Below are 21,693 nucleotides of genomic sequence, written 5' to 3'. Positions count from 1 at the left end.
GGAGCTCCGATGCCGTCGAGACGGCTCGGAGCTCCTTGGGGTACTGCACACGTTCCGGATCACGGCATACGGCTCGGACGAGCCGAAACCTTAGATCGGGCTGACGTTCTCCGCCTGCGGGCCCTTAGGACCCTGCGTGACGTCGAAGGAAACCGCCTGGTTCTCTTCGAGAGAACGGAATCCGCTCGCGTTGATCGCGGAGTAGTGGACGAAGACGTCCGGGCCGCCGCCTTCTTGGGCAATGAAACCAAAGCCCTTTTCGGCGTTGAACCACTTCACGGTTCCGGTAGCCATAAGCCCTCCCTGGGCCCAAAGGGTTGCCCTGCTCCAGAACCTGCAAGGTGTAAACAAAAGCTTGTAAACAACTGCATTCATCTGAATACGACGAGAGCCCGCGGTCACATGCTCCGCAGGCTCTGTACTGCAAGGGAAACCAAACTGCAACTTGCGGCGAGCCTAGCATGCAGGCACCGGAATGCAATAGAGGTCAAGATCACGTCACTCGGACGTTTGAGAGGCGGCGCGCGCCCTTGACAACCCCCGGGAGGATCCATCGCACTCCGGGCCCGTTAGCCTCGCGATGTGGACAATTCTCGCACCCGGCCGCGCGTCGGCCACATCCAGTTCCTGAACTGCCTGCCCCTGTACTGGGGGCTCGCGAGAACAGGCACGCTCCTCGACTTCGAGCTGACCAAGGACACCCCTGAGAAGCTCAGCGAGAAGCTGGTGCGCGGCGACCTCGACATCGGGCCCATCACGCTCGTCGAGTTCCTCCGCAACGCCGATGACCTGGTCGCCTTCCCTGACATCGCCGTCGGCTGCGACGGCCCGGTGATGTCGTGCGTGCTCGTCTCACAGGTCCCTCTGGACCAGCTGGACGGCGCACGGGTGGCACTCGGCTCGACCTCCCGCACCTCCGTGCGCCTGGCGCAACTGCTCCTGGCGGAGCGTTACGGCGTACAACCCGACTACTACACGTGTCCGCCCGACCTCAGCCTGATGATGCAGGAGGCGGACGCCGCGGTGCTGATCGGGGACGCGGCCCTGCGCGCCAACCTCCTGGACGGCCCGCGCTACGGCCTCCAGGTGCACGATCTGGGCGCCCTGTGGAAGGAGTGGACGGGGCTGCCGTTCGTCTTCGCGGTCTGGGCGGCCCGGAAGGACTACCTGGAGCGCGAACCGGTCCTGACCCGGAAGGTCCACGAGGCGTTCCTCGCCTCCCGCGACGTCTCCCTGGAGGAGGTCGTCAAGGTCGCCGAGCAGGCGGCCCGCTGGGAGGAGTTCGACGCCCAGGTCCTGGAGCGCTACTTCACGACTCTCGACTTCCGCTTCGGCGGACCGCAGCTCGCGGCCGTACGGGAGTTCGCCCGACGTGTGGGCCCCACGACGGGCTTTCCCGCAGACGTGGAGGTCGACCTGCTGGAGCCGTAGGCTGCTGCTCGTCGCTGGCGGGCGCAGGCCGGCGTATGAGGTGTGTACGGGGGAGAGGTGGGCGTCATGCAGCCGCTGGACGTCGGTGAGTCGGCCGTCGTGGGGCCCTACCGGCTGCTCGGGCGGCTCGGCGCGGGCGGGATGGGCCGGGTCTACCTGGGGCGCAGCACCGGCGGCCGTACCGTCGCGGTCAAGATCGTGCACCCGCACTTCGCGCTCGACGAGGAGTTCCGGGCCCGGTTCCGGCGCGAGGTCGAGGCCGCCCGGCGGGTCGGCGGCGCCTGGACGGCCTCCGTCCTGGACGCGGACCCGGACGCCCCGGTGCCGTGGGTGGCGACGGCGTACGCGGCCGGCCCCTCCCTGACGGCGGCGATCACGAACGACGGCCCGTTGCCCGTGGATTCCGTACGGGCACTGGGCGCCGGCCTCGCCGAGGCGCTGACCGCCGTCCACGCCCTGAATCTCGTCCACCGGGACGTGAAGCCGTCGAACGTCCTTCTCACCCTCGACGGCCCCCTCCTCATCGACTTCGGCATCGCACGGGCCACCGACGGCACGGCGTCCCTGACGTCGACGGGCGTCTCGGTCGGCTCACCCGGCTACATGTCCCCGGAACAGATCCTCGGCCATCCGGTCGCCGGACCGGCGGACGTCTTCTCCCTGGGCGCGGTACTGGCGTACGCGGCGACCGGCAGATCCCCCTTCCCCGGGGACTCCTCGGCGGCCCTGCTCTACAAGGTCGTGCACGAGGAGCCCCGACTCGACGGCCTGGACGGTGAGTTGCGGGAGGTGGTCGAAGGCTGCCTGGCGAAGGACCCGTCCGCTCGACCGGCCCCCGCCGAGGTCGCCCGGCGGCTCGCTCCCGAGGGGGCGGCACGGCTGGTGGCGGGCGGGTGGCTGCCGGGGGCGGTGGTGGAGCGGGTCAGCCGGGACGCGGTGGCACTGCTCAACCTGGAGGTCGCGGAGGCGGCGGCTCAGGAGGGCGCGCTGTCCGGGCCGGTGGGGTTCAGTACGCCCATGGTCACGGGGGCGGGCGTGGGTGTGGGCGCGGGCGAGTTCGGGCCGCCGCCGGTGATGCCCGGGCTGCCGGTGATGCCGGGGCCCCGGGACGCGGAGCCGGAGCCTGATCCGGAGCCGTCCGATCGGGCGCCCGGCAAGGTCTCCGTCAGCGTGGCGGCGACCTCCGTACCCGGCGCCGACGGGCGCGGCCGGAAGCTGAGCTGCACGGTGGCCCTCGCGGTGGCCGGCGCGATGGCTGTGGTGACGGTCGGTTCGACGTTCCTGTTCGACCTGCTGCCGGGTGGCGGCGCCGACGACGGCTCGGCCGCGAGCAAGGACACCGGGCAGGCGGCGGAGAGTTCGGCGTCGAGCGAGTACTCCGACCAGGCGCCGCAGAGTCCGTCACAGAGCACGGTGCCCGGGCCGGCGAGCGGCACGATGACGGTGCCCGCGTCCTACGTCGGCACCTGGGAGGGTCCGGCTGTCGCCCTCGACGGGGCGCTGCCGATGGGGACGTTCCGGGTGACGGTCCAACAGGCCGCCGTCGGCGACAAGTTGGGCACCTTCCGGCAGACGGACCAGATCGGCGGCATCTGCGACGACGACCTGTTCCTGAAGGAGGTCACAAAGACCCGGCTCGTCGTCACGTCGATCGCCGACAAGTCGAACAGGGACGTGTGCACGACGGGATCGCACAGGGTCCTGCTCACCCCGGTAGGCGACGACCTCAAGTACGAGACGGACAACCCGGAGGCGGGCGATCCGGTGGCCAGGATGTCACGGGTGGGGTAGGGCACCCTCAGCCCGTCCGGCGTGAGGACGCAGGCCCGCACCTTCAGCCCATCCGGCGCGTGAGAACGCAGGCCCGCCCCCTCAGCCCGTCCGGCGTTTGAGGACAAGGCCCCTTCAGGGCCGGCAGGGGGGTCTGGGGGCGCAGCCCCCAGGAACGGGATGGGACGGGTAAGGGCGGCGGGGGCGAAAAAACCGCCGGCCCCCCCGACTCACCCGGGAATCACGACCGTACGCAACTCCCCGTCCCCCAGATGCAACATCCCCTTACCCGGCGCGATCTGCCCACCCACCATGCCCCGGTTGATGCGCACCCCGATCAGCTCCCCGCTCGAAGACTCCTGCGGAGACAGCAGAATCCCCCGCCGCCCCTTCTTCGCGTCGACCTGCCAGCCACTGAACCCACTGCAGACGTCTTCCTCGTCACCCGCGATGACAAGCCCGAGCCCCCGCTCCGCACCCCGCGAGACGATCTTCTTCATCTGGCTCGCGGCGTCGCAGTCCTCCAGGATCTCCCCGTCGTCGATGAGGACCACGATCGGCTCCTCCAGCGACGCCTTGTCGATGATCTCCTCGAAGTCGTCCTCGTCGATGTCGTCGCCGGTGTACACCTTCAACACGCCATCCGCACCGTCCAGTTGGCGCAGCGGCGACTGACGCGGCGCTGCGATGACCAGGCGTACACCCTGGGACAGGTACGACTGCGCGAAGTTCATCAGCACCGTCGAGCGGCCCGACTTGGCCGGCCCCGCGATGACGAACGTCGGCACGCCCGTCGCGAGGTCGGGCCCGAACCCGGTGATGTCGTCGCCGCCGATACCGACGAGGCCCCACAGGCGGGAGCCGGACGTCTCCGGGTCGCGCATCCCCCACGCGTCCGCGAAGTTGATCCTCGACGGGAGCGAGTCGACCCGGAACGGGCGCCGGGAGCGCGGGACTTGGGCGTCTCGTGCCGTCGCGGCCTCCCCGATCGCGGTGATCGCGGCAGCCTGGCCCTGTCCGGTCGTGTCCTCCGACAGCAGCGCGAACTGCGTCTCGATACCGGACTCGTTCTTGTAGCCGCGGCCCGGCGGAATCTCCTCCGGGACCTTGCGGTGCGGGATACCGAGCGCCGAGAAGTCGCTGCGGTCGGCGAGCCGCAGCCCGTACTTGTCCTCGGTGAGCGTGGCGATCCGGCCGACCAGCAGGGTGCGGTCACCGGTCAGGACGAGGTGGACGCCGACGCTCGCACCCTCACGCATCATCGTGGTCAACTCGTCGGTGAGCGTGCCGTGATCGACCTCGCCGAGGGTGGGCACCCAGCCCTCCCAGCGGTCCAGCAGCACGACGATGTGCGCCAGGCGCTCCTCCGCCGGGGACGCGGCCCGCTGCTCGCCGATGTCCGCGAACCCCTTCTCCGCCAACAGGTCCTGGCGGCGCGACATCTCGGCCTTGAGCCGGTTGACGAGCCGGATCACGCGCTCGGTCTGGTTGCGGCTGACGACAGCACCGCAGTGCGGCAGCCGGGTCAGCGCGTTGAGCGCGCCGTTGCCGCAGTCGATGCCGTACAGGTGGACGTCGGCGGTGGAGTGGGTGCGGGCCAGGGAGGCGGCGATCGTACGCAGGATCTGCGAGCGGCCACTGCGCGGGGCGCCGCCGATCATCAGATGGCCGAAGGTGGAGAAGTCGACGACGACCGGGCGGCGCGCCTGCGCGGAGGGCAGGTCCTCGACGCCGTACGGGACGGGCGCCAGCCTGCCCGTGCCGTGGTCGGCGAAGGCCGGGACCTCGATCTCGTCGAGCAGCAGCGTCTCGGAGAGGGCGGGCAGCCAGGGGCTGTGCTGGGGCGGGATACCGAGCGACCGGTTGGCGTCGCGCACGGCGTCGACGAGCACCTTGAGGTCGGTGATCTCCTCGTCCTCCCGCTTCTCGACCTTGGGCTTCTTCAGCGCGGCCCGGCCCAGGTCCTCCCAGGCCAGCGCACCCGACCAGGGCATGAGGACCGCGGGGTCCGCCGCTCCGGGCCGGCGTCCACCGACACGGCCGGACTGGAAGGGGACGAGGGAGGCGTGGCCGAGCCGTACGTAGGCGCGGCCGGGGGTGTTCTTGGAGATGTGCCCGGCCTCGGGCGAGTCGATGACGTCGGACGACTCACCGCCGTCCGTCACGCGCAGCGCGATACGGAGGTTGGTGTTGGCGCGGATCTCCGGGGACACGACACCCGACGGCCGCTGCGTGGCGAGGAGCAGGTGGATGCCGAGGGAACGGCCTCGCTGGGCGATGTTGACGAGACCGGTGACGAAGTCGGGCAGGTCACGCACCATCGAGGCGAACTCGTCGATGACGATGAGGAGTCGGGGGACGGGCGGGTGCGAGGGGTCCCTGCGCACGAGGTCCTGGTAGTCCTCGATGTCCTTCGCGTCGGCGTTGGCCAGGATGTGTTCCCGGCGGTGCAGTTCGGCGCCGAGCGATTCGAGGGCGCGCTCGACGAGATGGGCGTCGAGGTCGGTCACCATGCCGACGGTGTGCGGGAGATGCACACAGTCCTTGAACGCGGCGCCACCCTTGTAGTCGACGAGCACGAACGTCATGTTCTCGGGGGTGTTGGCGACGGCGAGCGCGGCCACGATGGTCTGCAGCAGCTCCGACTTACCCGAACCGGTCGTACCGGCGATGAGCCCGTGCGGCCCGTCTTTCCGAATATCGATGCCGAACGCCCCGTCGTACGACTCACCGATGACGGCCATCGTCGACTGCCCGCCCATACGCCAGCGCGCGGTGATCGCGTCGGGCGTCGGCGGCTCCAACTGCAGTACGTCGAGCAGTCGGCTGGAGCCGGGCAGCGCCGAGTCCTCGGTCTCGCCGCTGATGTCACGCAGGGCGGACAGCGAACGGGCCAGGCGCAGACACCAGGCGGCGGAGACGAAGTCGGGCCGTACGTCACGTACGCGCTCCGCGCTCTCCTCCTCGACGCGCAGCCGCAGCTTGTCGGCCTGGGCACGCCGGTCGGGTTCGCTGTCGGCGGCATGCCACGCGTGGAAGGAGGGGAAGGCCGGGAAACCGCCCGCGACCTGCGGCTGAGACGGTGCACTGGTGCCGAGGCCTGCTGCGTACGCCGGGTCGGTGTGCTCCTCGGCCCTGGGCTCGGCGACGACGAAGGCCTGGCACTCGCCGGGCAGGAACCGCTCCTCGGCGTCGAGGCAGAGGGCGTACATCGCCACGGCCGGCCCCTCGCGCAGCAGCTTGACGACACCGGGAAGCGACCGCAGCCGCCGCGACCCGTCCCATACGACGACGATGTCCGGGTCGCTGAACGACGCCCGCTGCCCCTTGTTCTGCTCGGCCGCCTTCTTGCGCGCGTCGAGGATCTGCGTCAGCTCGCCGATCCGCGCGCCGACGGTCTCCGCGTCGGTGCCGATGAGGACGTTGACGTCCTGGCCGCCGGACGGCCTGGTGTGCGGCAGCCAGCGGACCCAGTCCCAGCTGTCCTGCGCGGTGCTCTCGCTCAGCACGTAGAACTGGACGTCCATCGGGCTCTGCAGCGCGGCGGTCTGGGCGACGGCCCACCGCCCGAGGGCGCGCGCCGAATCCCCGGGACCGGCCATGCCGATGACACCCAACGACCGCAGCGACAGCGCGACAGGCGCGTCCTCGATCTTCCACGTCACCTGACGCCGGTGCTCGTCCTGCTCCGGGTCGTCGAGCACGACCTCGGACGGGAGTTGGCCCGTCCCGACCCGCAGGAGCAGGTGATCACGATCCGTACGCCGTCGCTCCCACAGCCGTGTACGAGGGCCGGTGCCGAGGGAGAGGACGGTGGCGGGGTCGGGAATGGCGTGCCGTCGGTCCTGCCGCTCGGCGAGCAGGGCGTCCTGCGCGTCCTTCTCGATCCGCTCCTTCTGCTCCTTGTACTCCTTGACCTGCTTGGCATGGGACTTGCGCCCGTGCTTCTTGTCCATGAAGTAGTTGGCGAACAGCAAGATCGGGCTGAGGCCGGCCATGATCAGGTAGTACCAGCGTCCGAAGATGGTCACGGCCACGATCGCGCCCACCAGGGGCGTCAGCGCCATCAACCAGGGCAGCGGCCGGGCCTCGAAGTCACGCGGCGGCGACGGCAGCCGGAACTTGGTCTGCCGGTCGGGGGAGCGCAGCCGGGGCGGCCGGTTGTAGTCGAGGCCCACGCCGTCCTCGGACCACTTGAGGGCCGCGTTGGGCGGCGTGTAACGGGCCAGCTCGACAAGGGAGTTGCCGACGGCGATCTGCCCGCCGAGGGGCCACTCGGTGCCCTTAACATCGGCGATCTCCTCGCCGTCGAGAGTGACGCCGTCCTTCTCCCCGTGCACGGTGACCTGGCAGGTTCCGTCGGTTGCAACTGACAACGTGAGGGCGCGCGCGTCGACTTCGGGATCGTCGATCCGGATGTACGAGGCGGGCCCGCTGCCGATGTCGTAGCGCCCCACCCCGAGCCGGTGCACGAACCCGGCGACGGGCCCGCCCACGACCCGCAGCTCGACAAGCCCGGTCGGCTCGCCGGGCAGACACCCGGCGGGATCCTGGAGGCTGACGACGGCCCCTTCACGCAAGGGCGACCCGAGGACGTTCGCACTCGGGTCGACGGCGTAACCGTCCACATAGACGAGGGGGGCGTTGTTGGGGGGCACGCGCCCGTGCTGCCCGTGCTGTGCATGCTGCCCGTGCTGTCCGATGGGAATGATCTGGGCACCGCTGTGGCCGACCTGTTTGGCCAGTTCCTGTGCGATGTCCCCGACGGTGGACTCGGGATCCGCGTCGAGCACGACGTCGGCGGTGCTCCCGCCGAACGGATCGACGACGGTCAGAGTCAGGCGCACGGTTGTCCTCCCCAACGGCCCCCGTGGCCGCTCACGCAACGCCGGCCACCGTACGGGAGTGACGATATCCGCTCCATATGACAGAAGAGCAACGGGTGGGGGCAGCGCTCTTCCCTATGGCGGCCCTTCCCTATGGTGAATTGGTGACGGAACGGTGATGAACACTTCTGTGCACGGTTCTGTTCCAGAACCGAGATGTCACCACTCGCGCCACACCCGTAAGCTGCTGCCGCAGTCAGTCAGTCAGTCAGTTGGAACAGGGAAGCCACGGGGGTTGGCCCTGCGGCACTTTGACGAGGGAGCGCTTCATGGCCAAGGACCTTGATGTCACGTATCAGGACATGCGGGATGCTGCCAAGCATGTCGTGAAGGAGAAGGAAAAGCTTCAGGAGAAGCTGGACGGCCTGCGCAAGTACATCGCGAACCTGGTCGAGTCCGGCTACGTCACGAAGAGCTCGTCGAAGGCCTTCGACGAGAACTTCGAGGAGTTCACGCGCGGCGCGAAGGACACGCTGGACGGTCTCGACGGCATGGGTGACTACCTGACCATGGCCGCGGACAAGTTCGAGCAGATCGACGAGGAACTGGCGAAGTCGGCGAAGAAGTAGCCGAGAGGCGCAGCTCAGCGACGGAGCAGGGCCCGCGAGGCGCCGGCCTGGTGCGTCAGTGGAATCGAACGCTGAACGCACCGGGCGGGCGCCGCCCGGTCGCTGTCCCGCCCCCGCTCGCTCTCAGTCCCAGTTGTCGGGGAGCGGCTGCCGGAGGACGTGCATGTGGAGCTCGCTGCGGAGTTCCTCCGTGTCGACTCGCAACCAGGATCCGTCACGGAAGCGGATCAGCAGCAACCTCGTCTCGAACTCACCGGAGAACGGGTCGACGAGGGTCGCTTCGGTGGCGGGGATGCGGGCGACGATCTGCATGTGCTTCTCCCGCCCCACGCTGACGCGCTTCGGCGGAGCCGCCAGCGCGATCCCGTCCTCGGTCGCGAGCAGCATCCGCTGGTGGTGGGTGGAGTGGCCGTACCAACTCAGCAGGAACTGACCGGCGTTGCCGCCCCAGTTCCCGTCGAAGACCTGGTCGAGGCCCTGTTCGGCGATGGTGGCGTCCCGGCGCCGGTCGTCGTCCTTCCTGGCCTGCCACCGCTCCTTCTCCTCCTTCGTACCGAGGGAGCGCTTGACGGCTTCCTCCGCGTCGGACAGAAGGCTGAGCAGCGTGATGATCGGAATGAACGGCGCCCCGAGCACCGCGCCGACCATGCCCAACGGGGGCAGCCTGGCGGGGCGGAGGCGGGGGTTGCCCGCGGCCTGGAGCACGTCCGCCGGGGGCTGCGGGATCTTGTCGATCCAGCACCATTCGGCGGCTTCGGCGTGGATGCCGAGGCGGTCCGTTATCAGGCGCTGCTTGCCTCTGGATGTCACGTCGGGACTCTCCTTGCCGATGCGGGGGAAATCGGTCCGGCGAGAGCGTATCAACTACTGGGAGTTAGCACTCATGGGGGACCATATCAAGGCGGATCTTGCCGCCATCAAAAAGTGTTCACGCGACCTGGGCAAGATCCATGACGAGTTCGAGCGGAACGGTAATCCCGCCGACGAGTATGGCCAGGCTGTTGGGCATGGCGGGCTGAAAGACGCCTTCTCGGAATTCGGGGACACCTGGAAGAAGACCCGGAAGAAACTGATGAAGGAACTTGAACAGCTGGCCGAGTTCACCTCCACCGCCGCGAAGGCGTACGAGGAGGTCGACCACAAGCTGGCAGAGGCCATCCGGGACGCCAAGGCGCAGAGCAAGGGGAAGAAGTGAGCAGGACCGACTCCGACTGGCCGCCGCTGTGGCATGACGACCCGACGCCGGGCGACCCCGAGGAAGTGGCCGAACTGGGGCGCAAGTTGCGCAAGATGGCCGACATGATCGAGGAACAGTCCCGGGTCATCAAGGCACTTGCCTCGGTGGAGGGCTGGGACAGTGAGGCCGGAAAGGGCTTCCACGAGATAGCCGGCGACACCTCGGACAAGTTGAAGAAGTCCTTCGAGCGCTACGACGAGGCCGCCAAGGCCGTCGGCGAAGACGTACGCGAGGGCAGCTCGGACCAGTTCGCCAGCGAAATGCGCCGCGCGCAGCGTAAGGCGGACAAGGCGCTGAGTGATTATCTCGAGGCCAAGACCGACCACGATCTCGCGGAACGCGAGGTGCAGAAGTACACCGACAAGTACCCGACGCACAACATTCCCGCGGCGGAGAAGGACGACTGCGAACGCTGGGAAAAGAAGCGCGACGACGCTCTTCTGCGCATCGGGGGCGCCCGGAAAGCGGTGAAAGACGCCCGGGAGATCTATGACGACGCGGGGGACAAAGCCGCTCGCCATATCAAGAACGTCGTGCACCACGACGCGGTCCGGGACCCCGGCGGTTTCATGAACTTCCTCGCGGACTGGGCGGACATGCTGTCGAACATCTCGGCCGTACTGTCCGTACTCGCGGTGATCTGCGCCTTCGTCCCGCCGCTCCAGTTCCTGGTGCCCATCTTCGCGACCCTCGCCGTGCTGGCCAGTGCCGCCGCGCTCGCCGGCCACGCGTACGACATGACGGTGCGCGGAGGGAAGGTCGACTGGCTGAAACTGGGCGCCGACGCGCTGGGTGTGCTGCCTGGGCTCGGCGCGCTGAAGGGGTTCAAGGCACTCAAGGGCGTCAAGGGACTGGCGAAGTTCCGGTTCAGCGGCCTGGCCGCGCTCGACGGGGTCGGGCACAACTTCCTGAACGGGGTCAGCGTCAAGCTGGTCAACAAGGTTCTGGGCAGGACGGCCCGCAACGCGGTGATCGAGGGCAGGAAGATCACCGGCGTGATCAAGGGGGCGGGTCTCGGGAGCGCCCTGCACCGGATGTTCAGCGGCAAGAACGGTGAGCAGACCGGCTACCACGAGCCGGCCGGCAGCACGGGGCCCACCCCGACGCCCACCCCCACACCGTCGCACAAGCCCACTCCGACCACCGTCCCCAGGCCGTCACCGTCGCCCGGGCCGGCCCCGACCGTCTCGTCGCAGTCGTTCAACGCGGCTCTGGCCGCGTAGGTAAGCCGGTGAAGAGGAGCGTGGGTGCCCATGAGCGACATGAACGGCGCGGGTGAAGTGAGCGGCAACAGGGCTTTCGGGGAACGGGAGTTCATCGGACGCCGGGGCGGTGACGTCGTCACCCTGGTCGGAGGCTCGGTGCTCTCCTCGGTCCCCGAGGCGAAGCAGGCGGCGGAGAAAGCCCGCCGGGAGCTCCGGTTCGACTTCCTGGACGACCGGGCGGTGCTCGACCTGCTGCACCGACGGCACGACGACGAAGAGGACATGTTCAGGGCGGGCCTCGTCCACGGAGTGCCCCTGGCGCTTGTCGGCTTCGGGGCCACGGTCTACTGGGGCGGAGTGGCGCAGTACTGGGAGACCGGTACCGCCCGCACGGTCTATCTGGCGCTCGCGGCAGCCGTCGTAGGAACCCAGCTCCTCCTCTTCGTACGCAGCGCGCTGTCGGTCTGGGGCGATCCCGTCCGGCAGAACCTGCGAGCCCGCGCGCGCGGTTACCGGGAGATCGCGCACATCGCCCGCCGGGGAGGAGCCGACGTACCGGCTCACTACCCGCACTACGGCCCGTATCCCTTCGCGGCGAACTTCCGACCGGAGGTGGCTGACCGCGAGGATTCCGAGGGCGGCTCGGACAACCCTCAAAGATCTGGGAGTGAAGGTTCGGATGACCACTGACATCGCCGTCGACGAAGCCCGGCGCAGCCTCGTGGGAAGTGGCGGTGTGGAGGTTCGGTGGATCATGCCCGAGGGCTTCTTCGAGCTGCCCTTCGAGGCGGACGACCTGGATGAACTCGCTGACCAACTGGTCGACTTGGCCAGACGGACACTCCCAGGCGCCGACGAGGAAGTGCAGCTGCAGTGGGCCGCGATGTGCGCCGCGAACTACGACGACTTCATCGAGGCGGGTGTTCAGTACGCCGGTTTCGTCACGACGGAGGTCGACGGCGTCCGCTGCACTGCCACGGTGAACGTCAGCCTCATGGACCTGGACGAGCGGGCCGGCACCAGTCCGGCAGGCTTCATAGCGTCCACGATGCGGCACTTGAACCTCGGCCAGATCGGCGAAGTGAAACTGCCCTGCGGCCCGGCGGTGACATGCGTCGGCAACCGGTCGGCCGCCGTCGACGGCAGCTTGACGGAGTCGGGCCAGGAAGAGCCGATATGGACCTCTTTCATACAGGTCCAGGTTCCCCTGAACAACGGGACAGTGCTGGTGCTGGAGATGGGAACGCCGACGATCGAAGGCTGGGACGTCTTCTCCGCCATGTTCGCCGGGGTCGCGAAGAGCGTGCGCTTCTTCGACGAGGCGGGAGCGCCGCTGGTGATGCCGGGGTGAAGGAGAGGAGGCAGGGGGGCGATGCCGAGCCGGCAGTGAGTAGTCCCTCGGGGGTCTCGCCGGTGGACAGCCGGTCCGGTGACTCGCCGGTGGGCAACTGCTCCGGTGACTCATCGGGGGATACTCCGGCCAGTGACTCACCGGCAGGCGCCCCTCGGGATTACCGGTTGCTGGTTCCGCGGGAGTGGTTCCGCATCGACCTCACGCAGGACCGCTGGCGGGCCCAGCTCAAGACGTTCGTGGACCACCAGGCGGAGGGCCGGCACGTCTCCGCCGAACTCACGCGGAACGTATGGACCACCCTGCGCAACACCGCCGAAGCGGGCCGGGCACGCGGCGCCCTGGAGTTCTTCCTCCTGGCGACCTTCCAGGACGGCAGCCTGCCCGTGTCACTCCTGGTGTCCTCGATGCCGCTGGGCGAGACGCCGGCCGACCCGCGGAAGTACGCGGCCTGGCTCGAAACGCGCCACCCCGAGGACAGCGCCCGGAACCAGGTGTCGCTGGTCGACCTCCCGGCGGGCCCCGCGGTACGGGTCCTCGACGCCACGACGCTGAACGTCCATGTCTGCATGCCGGGAGGCGCGGGCTACCTGACGCTGTCCTTCTCGGCGCCGGTGACTGGGATGGCCGGTCCGATGGAGAGGCTGTGCGATGCGATCGCGGGGTCTTTGGGGTGGGTTAGGTGAGGGGGCTTTCTGCGGAAGCCCCCTGAGGGAGTTGCCGGCCAGGTCTGGAAACGAGCGGCCCCATCCGTAGGATCGGTGCTCGTGCAGCCGGTTTATAGGGGGGAACATGTCGGACCAGACTGCCGATGTCGCGCGTATCAAGGAGAGCGCCCGCTCGCTCTCCAGGATCCACCGGGAGTTCTCCGAGAACGCGAACCCGGCCGACGGGCTCGGTGTCGACGTGCTCGGCGACCGGAGTCTGGTCGACACCTTCGATGACTTCGGCGACAACTGGAAGATCCATCGAGAACGGCTCACCGACGAGATCGAGAAGCTCTCGAAGATCCTTTCTACGGCGGCCCAGGCCTATGAGGACATCGATCACCAGCTCGCCGAGGCACTCCGGGGCACGGACAACCAGGGCGACGGCGGCAAAGGGGGTGCGAAGTGACGCGTCCTCGGGCTGACGAGTGGGTGGTGATCGGAGAATCCTCCGACCCGATCCCCGGAGATCCGGAGGAAGTCGCCCGGCTCGGCCGGGATTTCCGCAAGACGGCGGAATCCATCAAGAAGCAGGCGGACGAGATCAAGGCTCTCTCGTCCGTCGCGGCATGGAAGAGCAAGACGGCCGACGAGTTCCGCACGCAGGCTGAAGGAGCCGAGGGGAAGCTGCGGAAGGCTTTCAAGCGCTACGACGCGGCAGCGGACGCCCTCGGCGAAAAGGTGCTCGACGGCGGCTCCTCGAAGGAGTACGCCTCGGAGCTGCACCGCGCCCAGACCCTGGCCGACAAGGCGCTCCGTGACGCCCAGGACGCGGACGCGGATCAGAAGACGAGCACCGGCGCGATCGACGGGCTGCCCAAGGACACGGCGGACGACGATCCCGACCGCAAGAAGCTGGAGAAGCGCCAGGAGGCGGCGACTTCGGCGATGGAGCGGGCGAAGAGGGACCTCGAAGCGGCCAAGGACGTCCGCGATGCGGCCGTCAAGCGCGCGCGTGAAGCCATTCGGACCGCGATCGACAACGACGGCCTGAAGGACGGCAGGTGGGACAAGTTCAAGGACTGGGTCCACGACAATGCCGGCTGGATCAAGCAATTGGTCGATGTCCTGGGCTGGGTTGCGACTATCTGCGGAACGCTGTCGCTGTTGGTCGGATGGATTCCCATCGTGGGGCAGGCGCTTGCGGCAATTCTTGGCACAATCGCGCTTGTCGCTACGCTGATTTCCCTCGTCGGTCATATTGTGCTTGCTCTCGCGGGAGAGGGCAGCTGGTTCGATGTTGCACTGGATGTGGTGGGGTTGGCCACATTTGGAATTGGTCGGAGCGCCATTGCCGGTGGCCGGGGTGCCGTGACCGCCGCGAAAACTGCTTCCCGTTCCGCTGCTTTCCGGAACGCCATGGCTGGAGTCACGGCAAAACGGGGCACTGCCGCGTACAACAAGGCGGTGCAGAAGGCATGGAAAGAGGCGGATCGGCTGAGCGGCGGCGCTCTGCGCGGCAAGGCGGGTGCGGAGGCTCTGGCCGGTGCCCCCAAGGGGTGGTTTCCCGGGGCGAGTCGAATCGCCGAAGCATTCAACCCTAAAGTTATTGGAAAGGAGATGGTCGACAGTGTAAAGGATCTCCGGGCATTCAAGGATTCGGGAGATCTGTTCAAGGCTGACACCTGGACTCAGGCGTGGAGGAGTGGCGTCCGGCCTGGAGTAGGGGATGCAACTCTCGACTCGGTGAGTGGAGGGTTCGATGAAATCGCCGAAACCGTTCGTTCCAGTAGTGCGGTTTCTGCACTGTCCGATACCTTTCAGACACAGACGCGAATTTGGGCGGGTGCGACCGGGATAGCCTCATTCACAGATGCTGCGGACAAGGGGTTGATTACAGGATTTGTCGGGGATTTGGCTGGTGTCGATGGTCTCGATGACGGGCTCTGGTCGGCAACTGGGATGAAGGATGCGTGGACGACTAGTGATGGCTGAGCAGTCGAAGGGCGAAAAGATGCTTCAGGAGCCGATGCTGCGCCCTGCGGGCATGCGCTTCCCCGCTCTCGATGTCGTACGCAGTGCACGCGTCTTCGCCGACGGAAAAACACTGGTCGTACGGGATCGACGGGGGGGTGAGAAGCGATACCCGGTCGGAGGCGAGGGGATCCGAGGAGCCGTCTTCTTCCCACCCGCTGACATCTGGGAGACGACCATGAAGCATCCTGCGGCGCGTTGGGGAGTTCTGGTCTTCGTGGATGCGGATGGGCGCTACGTACTCCAGATCCCGCTTGCTCATTGGCTTCCCGAGGCAGGCGTCGTCGGGACGGCACAGTTGAGGCCCATGGAATGCCTCAGTCGGACAGGGCTTAAACAACTGATCGATGAGCTGCGCGTTCCTATGACGGAGAGTGAGACGCCCTGGGGGCGTGAGGTTTTCGCGAGCCCAGGTGGCGGCCGCTATGACTGGGCCGGCAGCACGGGCCAGCTCCTCTGGCACAACTGGGTCAGAGGCATCGGGATCTTCGGCTGGTTCATCGCACTTGTTTTCTCCTTTTCGACGGGAGGAAAACACGGTTGGGGATTTCTCGTCGCGGCGATTGCGCTGTTCCTGGTGCCTGGCAGTGATGTCTTCGTGTGTGTGCTGGCCTGGTGGCGTACCCGGGGGGATGGACGGCTCGCCCATGCCAGTGTGATCACACCGTCTCCTGAACCGGGTGCTGGGGCTACGCGCCGGTTCCGGGAAACAGCGACCGTACGGATCCTGCACAGCGATGTGGTGCTGACCAACACTGTTGGGGACGAGCGTTGGTACGCGCGTGGAGGGACTCACGGGATCGCGCGATTGGTGCGGTTGACGCATCCGAAGACACGCGCCTATCTGGGTGTCGAATTGCGCGACGGCGACGGTAAGGTGCGCGGGCTACTGCCCTGGCGATGGTGGTTCGCGGGCTCGGCCGGTGAACAACGCTGGGCGGAGTTCGTGGAGGCGTTGCCGCTTCCCGTCTCCGAAGAGATTTTCCGACACGCAAATAACACTCGCCATGCGGAGAACCCGGATTCTTGGTGGGAGAAACATGAACTCGGACGCGACGCCGAAAGGATGGCGCCGATGTACGGCAAGGTCGTGCGCAGGGCGACGAGCTGGAACGCCGTGAAGGGTGCGAACGAGAAAATCGTCATTCCGATCTTCGGCGCGCTTCTCCTGGCCGGACTCTTCTCGGAGGATGGCTTGGCGCGAGTTGTGGGGATTTTCTCTGCTCTGACCATCGCTGCGGTGCTGGGTCCGGTTCTTCTGGATCAGGTCACCAGTCGTTTCTCCTACGACCGCCCCGACGCCGGGGAGCCGTCGTGACTCCGACAGCTCAGTGGGACGCAACGCCGCCCGCGGACTATCAACTGCTCCTACCGGAAGGCTGGTTCCGGGTTCACATCGAACCGGAGAGACGCGAGCAGTCCGTGGACGCCCTCGTGGAGAGGCAGTTCAAGGGGATCGACAACGCGCCCCAGATCAAGGCGCAGCTCAGACAGGAACTGATCGGCCAGGCGACCAAAGCCTTCGACGAAGGCGGCATCGAGCTCTACCTCAGCCTTCAGCAGGCAGGCCCGTTCACGGTTCCGGCTTCGCTGCTGATCGCCTTGGGCCTGCCTCCCCAGGGAAGGCGCCTTCCGGCCCTCGACGAGATCGCCGGTGGACTGGCTGCCGAAGGAAATGACAGCCGGGAGGTGTCGGTCGTCGAGCTCCCCGCAGGGCCGGCGCTTCGGGTCCGCGAGGAATTCAACCCGGCTCGCGACCGCCCGCCGGTAGGGGCGGAAAAGGAAGCGGAGTACGCGCTGCCGTCCGTAACCCTGGACTACCAGGTGCAGGTACCGAGGGCCGAAGCGATCCTGCTCCTGACCTTCTCCACTCCACTCGTCCAGATCGCCGATGCCATGGTCGACCTCTTCGACGCGGTCGCCGGATCCCTGAGTTGGACGGAGGCGGCATGAGTGAGCTTCGAGAGTGCGGAATCGTCTGCCCGACGGACTGGGTGCCGCTCGCGATCGAGCCGACCGACAACGTCAAGCGCTGGGCCAGGAGCACGGCTGCCGACCTTCGGGAGCGGAGCCGGGCCGCAGGCTACGACATCGAGGCGAAGGTGCTGGAGAAGGATCTCCGCGCGCAGGCCGAGGACAGCCGACGACGCGACCCCTTCTACGCCTTCGCCCTCTACCCGGACGGCTTCGACAGCGCGTTGGCCACCCTGGAGATCGACCTCATCCATCCCGACGCTTCCGTACCCCGGATCACTCTGGACTGGCTCGCCGAGACCTTCAGCGCCCACGACTTCGGCCCGCCACTGATCACACGTACCGAAGTCCCCATCGGGCCGGCCGTACGCATCCGCCAGAACTTCGCTACGGCCGCCGCCTCGTCCGGCGGCCCGGGGGTCCTGCTGGAGACGCTCATGTACGGGGTACTGCCGACCGGTGCCGAGAGCGCGCTGGTCTTCCTGATGTCCTGGACGGTGCCGGGAATCGCCGAGGAGATGGAGGAGGTCGCGGCGGGCATCGTGAAGACGCTGTCCGTGGCGTTCTGAGTCACAGCCTGTCGCCGCACGGCTGGGTAGCTGCTGGTGGGGTGGGGGCTGGACGGCGCGACGGGCTGAAGCGGACGCGGACGCGATGACCGGGCATGACGTGACCGTCGACGAGTGCGGTCCGCGTGGGGAGGGGAGAACATGGCAGCGAACGTGTCCCGGGCCGACGTACAGCCAGGGCCCGCGAACGACGTTCCTTGGCGCCGGACAGCGATGATCCGCTGGTCACTCTGTGCCCTCGCATGCGCCGGCGGCTCCGTAGGACTGGCCTGGCTCGTCCCCGTGGTACCACTCCCGAACCCCTACGGTGGCGCGGCTCTGCTGCTTGCCTGGATCGTCCTGCCGTTGGCGACGGTACTGGTGCCTGCGCTGTGGCTGCGCAGAGTTCCGCTCAGGCAGCGAAAGGTCGCGTGGCAGTTCATCGTGCCCGTTGTCGCGGGCGTGGCACTGGGCGTACTCGGCAAACAGGCGGGCGATCAGGCCGGTCTGGCGGATCGCGGCCGGTGGACCGAGGCCGTGGTGGTGTACAAGGAGGAGGGCAAGACCGACAAGTGCCTGATACGGGCGTCGGACGGGCGGGCGATCTGGCCTTCACTCTCGGAGGAGGACGGCTGCAGGAAGTCGGTGTCGGAGGGGGACACCCTCCGGGTCAGGTACGACCCCGAAGGCGTCGCCCGCCCGGTCGACGCCGTGGACACTGCCTCGTACGCGGAACTGCTCGCGTATCTCCTGGTGGCGGCCGTGACGATGGGCACGTGGGGTGGCGTACGGCAGGGCCGGTGGGACCGGGAGTACGAGGTCACGGGCGAGCGGGGCTGACGCGGTCACGGGTGGGGGACGGCGGCACGCACGCCCGAGGCAGGTGGGAGGAGTTCGGGGAAGTTCTCCCGGCCGCCTGCCTGAACCTTTCCGAATCGGACCGCCACGCGACGTTCCGCCACGATGCGCCGGTCATCCACGTGCCCGGCCTCTTCCACTTCAAGAACGGTCGGTTGACCCCACGTTGTTTGTCCTTTGCGCGAGCCGTACCCCCTCAGGGAATCCAGATCGCCAAGGAGTGCGCGAGGTTCTCCAGATCCTCCGAGGCGCCGATGAGACGCGGGATGTCATCGATCGCTGTCCACATCACGACGTCAGCCCCGTGTTCCTCGACCTGCCACGCGTAACGCACGCAGGCGAGCAGGTGCGGTGAGTCGTCCTGGGGGACGTACCGGAAGGTTGTCAGGCCTTCCCCCAGTCGCTCGGCCTTGAAGGTCTTGACGACCGGCGGCTCGACAGCCTCCGGGTCGTCCGCCAGGGTCAGAGCCCGAAGGGTTTCTTCGCGAGGGCGCTGTGCCGGCCCGATGGCCACGCATACGGGGATCGGTAGGTCGGTGGGGTGGTCGAGGTGCAGGAAGAGCCAGTGCTGCGAGTCCGGTGGGCAGAATGACTCGGCACAGCGCGTGAGGGTGGTGGCGACGAAGTCCACGCCGTTCGGACCTGGGTCGAATCCGCGATCCTCCCAAAGGTCCTTCGCGTAGTCACGACCCCATGCTTTCATGTCGTCCCACTCCTCGAACGGGGCTGAGGGGCCCGCGCGGGGTGGAACGACGACCCAGTTGTATTCATCGACGTACTCGATGTCGATGATCGGCCAGAACTCGCTCATCACTGCCTCCAGCGGAAGTTCGCCATCACGGCGTCGAACCATTCGACGAGAGCCTCAGACAGATCATCCCGTGGGTCCCCGCCTCCGATGGTGGAGAAGGCTGCCACGAACCAGCGGTCGGGGTCGCCTGGTACAGACACGATGTATTCCACTCGCCGGGAGGGTAGTTCCACGCCCCGGTCTGGGTTGGCCGAGGCAACGTGCTCGCGGCGCACTGCGAGGGCACCGTCGATCTCTCCCGAGCTGAGATCGGCTCCTTCAACCCCGTCACGTGACAGCAACTGCACGGCTACGTCGGTCGGATCACCCGTGCCGTTCGCATTGGAGCGTCGTGGGACCAAGCTTTCCGAGACGAGGATTGAGGCGCCCAGGCTGAAGTTGAACTCGCTGCCGCCCACGGGCTTCACCGGCAGATAGAGATCTAGACCCGTGGTCTGCTGGGCCTGCGCGACGGCCCGCCGGAACCTTCGAGCCAGCTCCCGCCTGTACGGGCCCACCTTGTCGGGTGGCGCGTCCTGGGGAATCTGGGTGTAGGCGTCTTCCAGAATGCGGTGTACGGCCTCCTCAGTGCCGCGACGCAGAGGGACCTGAGCCCACTGGTCGGGGAGGAGGAGGCGGTAGCCGTTGACCGGCGCGGTGAATTCCGCACGTGGGGTGGCATGGTTAGTGGGCATGGGCCGCCTCCTTGCCGTTGAGGTACCGGATGCCCACGAAGGCTCCGAGGCTCGCGGCGACCGCGATCCAGAGGATCCACATGCCCTGGAAGACTGCGAAGGCCAGCCCGTAGAGAAGGTAGAAACTCAGCGGAATTCTGAGAAAATTGCGCTCATCCGCGAGCCGGGCCCAGTTCTGTGGGCGCCGGGCCAGAAAGACCATGATTCCCGGCGTGAGCGAGCACAGAGCCCACTCCCAGGTCGGCATCGAAATCAGTTCCTCGTCGAAGAAGTCCTTGGTCATGGGTCCGGCGAACATGCGCAGCAATGCCAGGATAAAGACTACTTTGACGGCCGCCATGCCGTAGAGAAATCTCGACGCTCGCGCGTTGCTCTGGTCGGCTTCCCCAGTGCCGGGGACGTCAGTCATCAGCGGACTTCCTTCACCATTGCGATCCTACGGGCGCGGTCATTCCGCCCTTCATCCTGCCGTACTCGCCACCGCTGATGGCGTCCCCGCTCTTGTCCGCCGCATCCAGCACGGTGGAAACGCCCCACGAGCCCCGAATGACATCCGTGTGGCGCGCGGCTTGCCGAGCGTTGTTGGCGAGGATGCTGCTGTCCGGATACTCGTCACGCAGCTTGTTGATGTCCTTCATCTGGCGGCCGAGTGCCTTGTCGCCCAGTGCACCGGCCGTTTCCTGCGCGCTGACCTGAGGCATGTCTGCGTCGCGCACTTCATCGGAAGCCCGCTTGCCGACCGCGCGGTTCTCGCCTTCCATACGCAGGCGGCGGGCACGGGCAGCTTCACGGTTCTTGCCCGATGTGCCGCCACGCTTCCGGCCGGCGCGTGCCGCTGTGTTCCGCGCCCCCGCATTGCCCCGTGCGGCTTGTGATGCCGCCCTGTCCTTGGCCAGCCCGGCCGCGGTCTTGCGGGAAGTCGCCTGGAGGGCTTTGACGGCTTTGGCCGCCCTGATTCCGTTCCGCGCCATCTTGAGCGCACCGATGTCCATGACGACGTCGAACCATGAGCCATTTCCTGTCAGCGCTTGTACGAGGTGAATCAGAGCTACGGCGATGGTGAGTGCCAGCGCAAGAGGGCCGAGGAAAGGGAAGAACATGGCGGCGATACCCACGATGGTCGCTGCCCAGCTCAGATATTCGGCCCAATCGCCGAGCCACTCGGCGTCAGCCACCCACGCCTTGACGTCGTTCCACCAGCTGTCCTTCATGTCGTCGTCGATGGACGACCGGATCTTTCCCGCGAAGTGGCCGGCTCGCTCCTCGTAGTCACCGGCCGCCGTGTTCACCCGCTTGCGCGCGTCCTCTAAGTCCTCCTTGGCACGCATGAGTTCGGGATCCTCAGTGGGAGCGCCGCCGTCTTTCCCGCTCTCCCCGTCCTTCTTTTCCTCCGAGGCTGTCTTGTCGTGCGCCTTGGCTGTGTGACGGTCGATGATGCGCTGGGCGTCCTGGGCGTCACCGAGTGCCTGGTCGGCCTTCCGCTGGAACTCCTGCAGTTCGTCCGCCCAGTTGGAAAGGTGCCCCTTCACCTCGCGATAGCGGTCCTCCGCCTCGTCGAGCTTGCGGCCGAGGCCACGGGCGTCTTCGCCCAGTTTCTCGGCGTACTGGCCCTTGAGGTTGTCGGCGTCGGCCATCGCCGTGAGCGCTGCGGCCTGCGTACGCAGGAACTCGGCGATCTTCTTCATGTGCGTGACCTGG

Annotated in this window: 21 protein-coding genes; 14 read left to right on the top strand and 7 right to left on the bottom strand. The window is 67.4% G+C overall.

The features are described 5' to 3' along the window. Positions 1–90: 90 nt before the first annotated feature. The gene (locus STRTUCAR8_RS33985; RefSeq protein ID WP_006380707.1) at positions 91–294 is read right to left on the bottom strand and encodes a cold-shock protein; all 204 of its coding nucleotides are present in this window, start codon (positions 292–294) and stop codon (positions 91–93) included. 288 nt (positions 295–582) lie between these two features. Between STRTUCAR8_RS33985 and STRTUCAR8_RS33980 the strand changes: the two genes are divergently transcribed. Next, entirely contained in the window at positions 583–1,431 is an 849-nt protein-coding gene (locus STRTUCAR8_RS33980; RefSeq protein ID WP_006380757.1) for a menaquinone biosynthetic enzyme MqnA/MqnD family protein, read from the top strand. A gap of 66 nt (positions 1,432–1,497) precedes the next feature. Then, complete coding sequence (locus STRTUCAR8_RS33975) at positions 1,498–3,222, top strand: serine/threonine-protein kinase (protein ID WP_006380752.1); 1,725 nt, start codon at positions 1,498–1,500, stop codon at positions 3,220–3,222. A gap of 209 nt (positions 3,223–3,431) precedes the next feature. Here the strand turns inward: STRTUCAR8_RS33975 and STRTUCAR8_RS33970 are convergent, their stop codons facing one another. After that, positions 3,432–8,048 (bottom strand): FtsK/SpoIIIE domain-containing protein, encoded by a 4,617-nt coding sequence (locus STRTUCAR8_RS33970; protein ID WP_006380726.1) that lies wholly within the window; start codon positions 8,046–8,048, stop codon positions 3,432–3,434. 308 nt (positions 8,049–8,356) lie between these two features. Between STRTUCAR8_RS33970 and STRTUCAR8_RS33965 the strand changes: the two genes are divergently transcribed. Then, positions 8,357–8,656: a WXG100 family type VII secretion target gene (locus STRTUCAR8_RS33965; protein WP_006380729.1), complete on the top strand. Its 300-nt coding sequence runs from the start codon at positions 8,357–8,359 to the stop codon at positions 8,654–8,656. Positions 8,657–8,779: 123 nt separating this feature from the next. Here STRTUCAR8_RS33965 and STRTUCAR8_RS33960 read toward each other — a convergent pair whose 3' ends face one another. Beyond that, positions 8,780–9,466, bottom strand: a complete 687-nt coding sequence (locus tag STRTUCAR8_RS33960; protein WP_006380740.1) for a hypothetical protein — start codon at positions 9,464–9,466, stop codon at positions 8,780–8,782. A 73-nt stretch (positions 9,467–9,539) separates the two neighbouring features. Between STRTUCAR8_RS33960 and STRTUCAR8_RS33955 the strand changes: the two genes are divergently transcribed. The 11 genes from STRTUCAR8_RS33955 to STRTUCAR8_RS33900 all read left to right on the top strand — a co-directional run bounded on the left by STRTUCAR8_RS33955 (position 9,540) and on the right by STRTUCAR8_RS33900 (position 18,492). After that, positions 9,540–9,851 (top strand): type VII secretion target, encoded by a 312-nt coding sequence (locus STRTUCAR8_RS33955; protein ID WP_006380709.1) that lies wholly within the window; start codon positions 9,540–9,542, stop codon positions 9,849–9,851. Then, a complete protein-coding gene (locus tag STRTUCAR8_RS33950; protein WP_006380730.1) occupies positions 9,848–11,116 on the top strand; it encodes a putative T7SS-secreted protein in 1,269 nt (422 codons plus the stop codon). The genes STRTUCAR8_RS33955 and STRTUCAR8_RS33950 overlap by 4 nt, the downstream gene beginning before the upstream one ends. Positions 11,117–11,146: 30 nt before the next feature. Then, a complete protein-coding gene (locus STRTUCAR8_RS33945) occupies positions 11,147–11,788 on the top strand; it encodes a hypothetical protein (RefSeq protein ID WP_234372706.1) in 642 nt (213 codons plus the stop codon). Beyond that, positions 11,778–12,449, top strand: a complete 672-nt coding sequence (locus STRTUCAR8_RS33940) for a hypothetical protein (RefSeq protein ID WP_006380719.1) — start codon at positions 11,778–11,780, stop codon at positions 12,447–12,449. The genes STRTUCAR8_RS33945 and STRTUCAR8_RS33940 overlap by 11 nt, the downstream gene beginning before the upstream one ends. A 167-nt stretch (positions 12,450–12,616) precedes the next feature. Next, positions 12,617–13,135 (top strand): hypothetical protein, encoded by a 519-nt coding sequence (locus STRTUCAR8_RS33935; RefSeq protein WP_006380728.1) that lies wholly within the window; start codon positions 12,617–12,619, stop codon positions 13,133–13,135. Between the two features lie 106 nt (positions 13,136–13,241). Then, positions 13,242–13,565 (top strand): hypothetical protein, encoded by a 324-nt coding sequence (locus tag STRTUCAR8_RS33930; protein WP_006380747.1) that lies wholly within the window; start codon positions 13,242–13,244, stop codon positions 13,563–13,565. Continuing rightward, positions 13,562–15,091 carry a putative T7SS-secreted protein gene (locus tag STRTUCAR8_RS33925; RefSeq protein ID WP_006380703.1) on the top strand — a complete coding sequence of 510 codons (1,530 nt, stop codon included), beginning with the start codon at positions 13,562–13,564 and terminating at the stop codon, positions 15,089–15,091. Before STRTUCAR8_RS33930 ends, STRTUCAR8_RS33925 begins: the two co-directional genes overlap by 4 nt. Then, positions 15,084–16,448, top strand: a complete 1,365-nt coding sequence (locus STRTUCAR8_RS52940) for a hypothetical protein (protein ID WP_006380708.1) — start codon at positions 15,084–15,086, stop codon at positions 16,446–16,448. The genes STRTUCAR8_RS33925 and STRTUCAR8_RS52940 overlap by 8 nt, the downstream gene beginning before the upstream one ends. Positions 16,449–16,552: 104 nt before the next feature. Further along, on the top strand, positions 16,553–17,083 hold the full coding sequence (locus STRTUCAR8_RS33910) for a hypothetical protein (RefSeq protein ID WP_234372705.1): 531 nt from the start codon (positions 16,553–16,555) through the stop codon (positions 17,081–17,083). Next, complete coding sequence (locus STRTUCAR8_RS33905; protein ID WP_006380720.1) at positions 17,080–17,673, top strand: hypothetical protein; 594 nt, start codon at positions 17,080–17,082, stop codon at positions 17,671–17,673. The genes STRTUCAR8_RS33910 and STRTUCAR8_RS33905 overlap by 4 nt, the downstream gene beginning before the upstream one ends. A 141-nt stretch (positions 17,674–17,814) precedes the next feature. After that, the gene (locus STRTUCAR8_RS33900; protein WP_234372704.1) at positions 17,815–18,492 is read left to right on the top strand and encodes a hypothetical protein; all 678 of its coding nucleotides are present in this window, start codon (positions 17,815–17,817) and stop codon (positions 18,490–18,492) included. Positions 18,493–18,706: 214 nt separating this feature from the next. On the opposite strand, the gene STRTUCAR8_RS33895 is transcribed toward STRTUCAR8_RS33900, so the two are convergent. Genes STRTUCAR8_RS33895 through STRTUCAR8_RS33880 form a run of 4 tightly spaced genes read right to left on the bottom strand, consistent with a single transcriptional unit; the run spans position 18,707 to position 21,680 of the window. Then, positions 18,707–19,321, bottom strand: coding sequence for a hypothetical protein (locus STRTUCAR8_RS33895; RefSeq protein WP_044473364.1), 615 nt, complete (start codon positions 19,319–19,321; stop codon positions 18,707–18,709). After that, positions 19,321–19,995, bottom strand: a complete 675-nt coding sequence (locus tag STRTUCAR8_RS33890; protein ID WP_006380701.1) for a hypothetical protein — start codon at positions 19,993–19,995, stop codon at positions 19,321–19,323. Before STRTUCAR8_RS33890 ends, STRTUCAR8_RS33895 begins: the two co-directional genes overlap by 1 nt. Then, on the bottom strand, positions 19,985–20,404 hold the full coding sequence (locus STRTUCAR8_RS33885) for a hypothetical protein (protein WP_006380743.1): 420 nt from the start codon (positions 20,402–20,404) through the stop codon (positions 19,985–19,987). The genes STRTUCAR8_RS33890 and STRTUCAR8_RS33885 overlap by 11 nt, the downstream gene beginning before the upstream one ends. A 13-nt stretch (positions 20,405–20,417) precedes the next feature. After that, complete coding sequence (locus STRTUCAR8_RS33880) at positions 20,418–21,680, bottom strand: DUF308 domain-containing protein (RefSeq protein ID WP_179200626.1); 1,263 nt, start codon at positions 21,678–21,680, stop codon at positions 20,418–20,420. Positions 21,681–21,693 lie beyond the last annotated feature (13 nt).

The organism is Streptomyces turgidiscabies Car8 (genome assembly GCF_000331005.1).
GTDB classification, from domain to species: domain Bacteria; phylum Actinomycetota; class Actinomycetes; order Streptomycetales; family Streptomycetaceae; genus Streptomyces; species Streptomyces turgidiscabies.
Note: the sequence above shows the minus strand (reverse complement) of the source record. Positions and strands in the feature narration are given on the sequence as shown.

Excerpts from the sequence above, each read along its gene's own strand:
- STRTUCAR8_RS33945 (WP_234372706.1), top strand. The coding sequence starts at position 11,147 with ATGAGCGACATGAACGGCGCGGGTGAAGTGAGCGGCAACAGGGCTTTC.
- STRTUCAR8_RS33940 (WP_006380719.1), top strand. The coding sequence starts at position 11,778 with ATGACCACTGACATCGCCGTCGACGAAGCCCGGCGCAGCCTCGTGGGA.
- STRTUCAR8_RS33880 (WP_179200626.1), bottom strand. The coding sequence starts at position 21,680 with ATGAAGAAGATCGCCGAGTTCCTGCGTACGCAGGCCGCAGCGCTCACG.
- STRTUCAR8_RS33885 (WP_006380743.1), bottom strand. The coding sequence starts at position 20,404 with ATGACTGACGTCCCCGGCACTGGGGAAGCCGACCAGAGCAACGCGCGA.
- STRTUCAR8_RS33930 (WP_006380747.1), top strand. The coding sequence starts at position 13,242 with ATGTCGGACCAGACTGCCGATGTCGCGCGTATCAAGGAGAGCGCCCGC.
- STRTUCAR8_RS33975 (WP_006380752.1), top strand. The coding sequence starts at position 1,498 with ATGCAGCCGCTGGACGTCGGTGAGTCGGCCGTCGTGGGGCCCTACCGG.
- STRTUCAR8_RS33905 (WP_006380720.1), top strand. The coding sequence starts at position 17,080 with ATGAGTGAGCTTCGAGAGTGCGGAATCGTCTGCCCGACGGACTGGGTG.
- STRTUCAR8_RS33900 (WP_234372704.1), top strand. The coding sequence starts at position 17,815 with ATGGCAGCGAACGTGTCCCGGGCCGACGTACAGCCAGGGCCCGCGAAC.
- STRTUCAR8_RS33955 (WP_006380709.1), top strand. The coding sequence starts at position 9,540 with ATGGGGGACCATATCAAGGCGGATCTTGCCGCCATCAAAAAGTGTTCA.
- STRTUCAR8_RS33985 (WP_006380707.1), bottom strand. The coding sequence starts at position 294 with ATGGCTACCGGAACCGTGAAGTGGTTCAACGCCGAAAAGGGCTTTGGT.
- STRTUCAR8_RS52940 (WP_006380708.1), top strand. The coding sequence starts at position 15,084 with ATGGCTGAGCAGTCGAAGGGCGAAAAGATGCTTCAGGAGCCGATGCTG.
- STRTUCAR8_RS33965 (WP_006380729.1), top strand. The coding sequence starts at position 8,357 with ATGGCCAAGGACCTTGATGTCACGTATCAGGACATGCGGGATGCTGCC.
- STRTUCAR8_RS33895 (WP_044473364.1), bottom strand. The coding sequence starts at position 19,321 with ATGAGCGAGTTCTGGCCGATCATCGACATCGAGTACGTCGATGAATAC.
- STRTUCAR8_RS33890 (WP_006380701.1), bottom strand. The coding sequence starts at position 19,995 with ATGCCCACTAACCATGCCACCCCACGTGCGGAATTCACCGCGCCGGTC.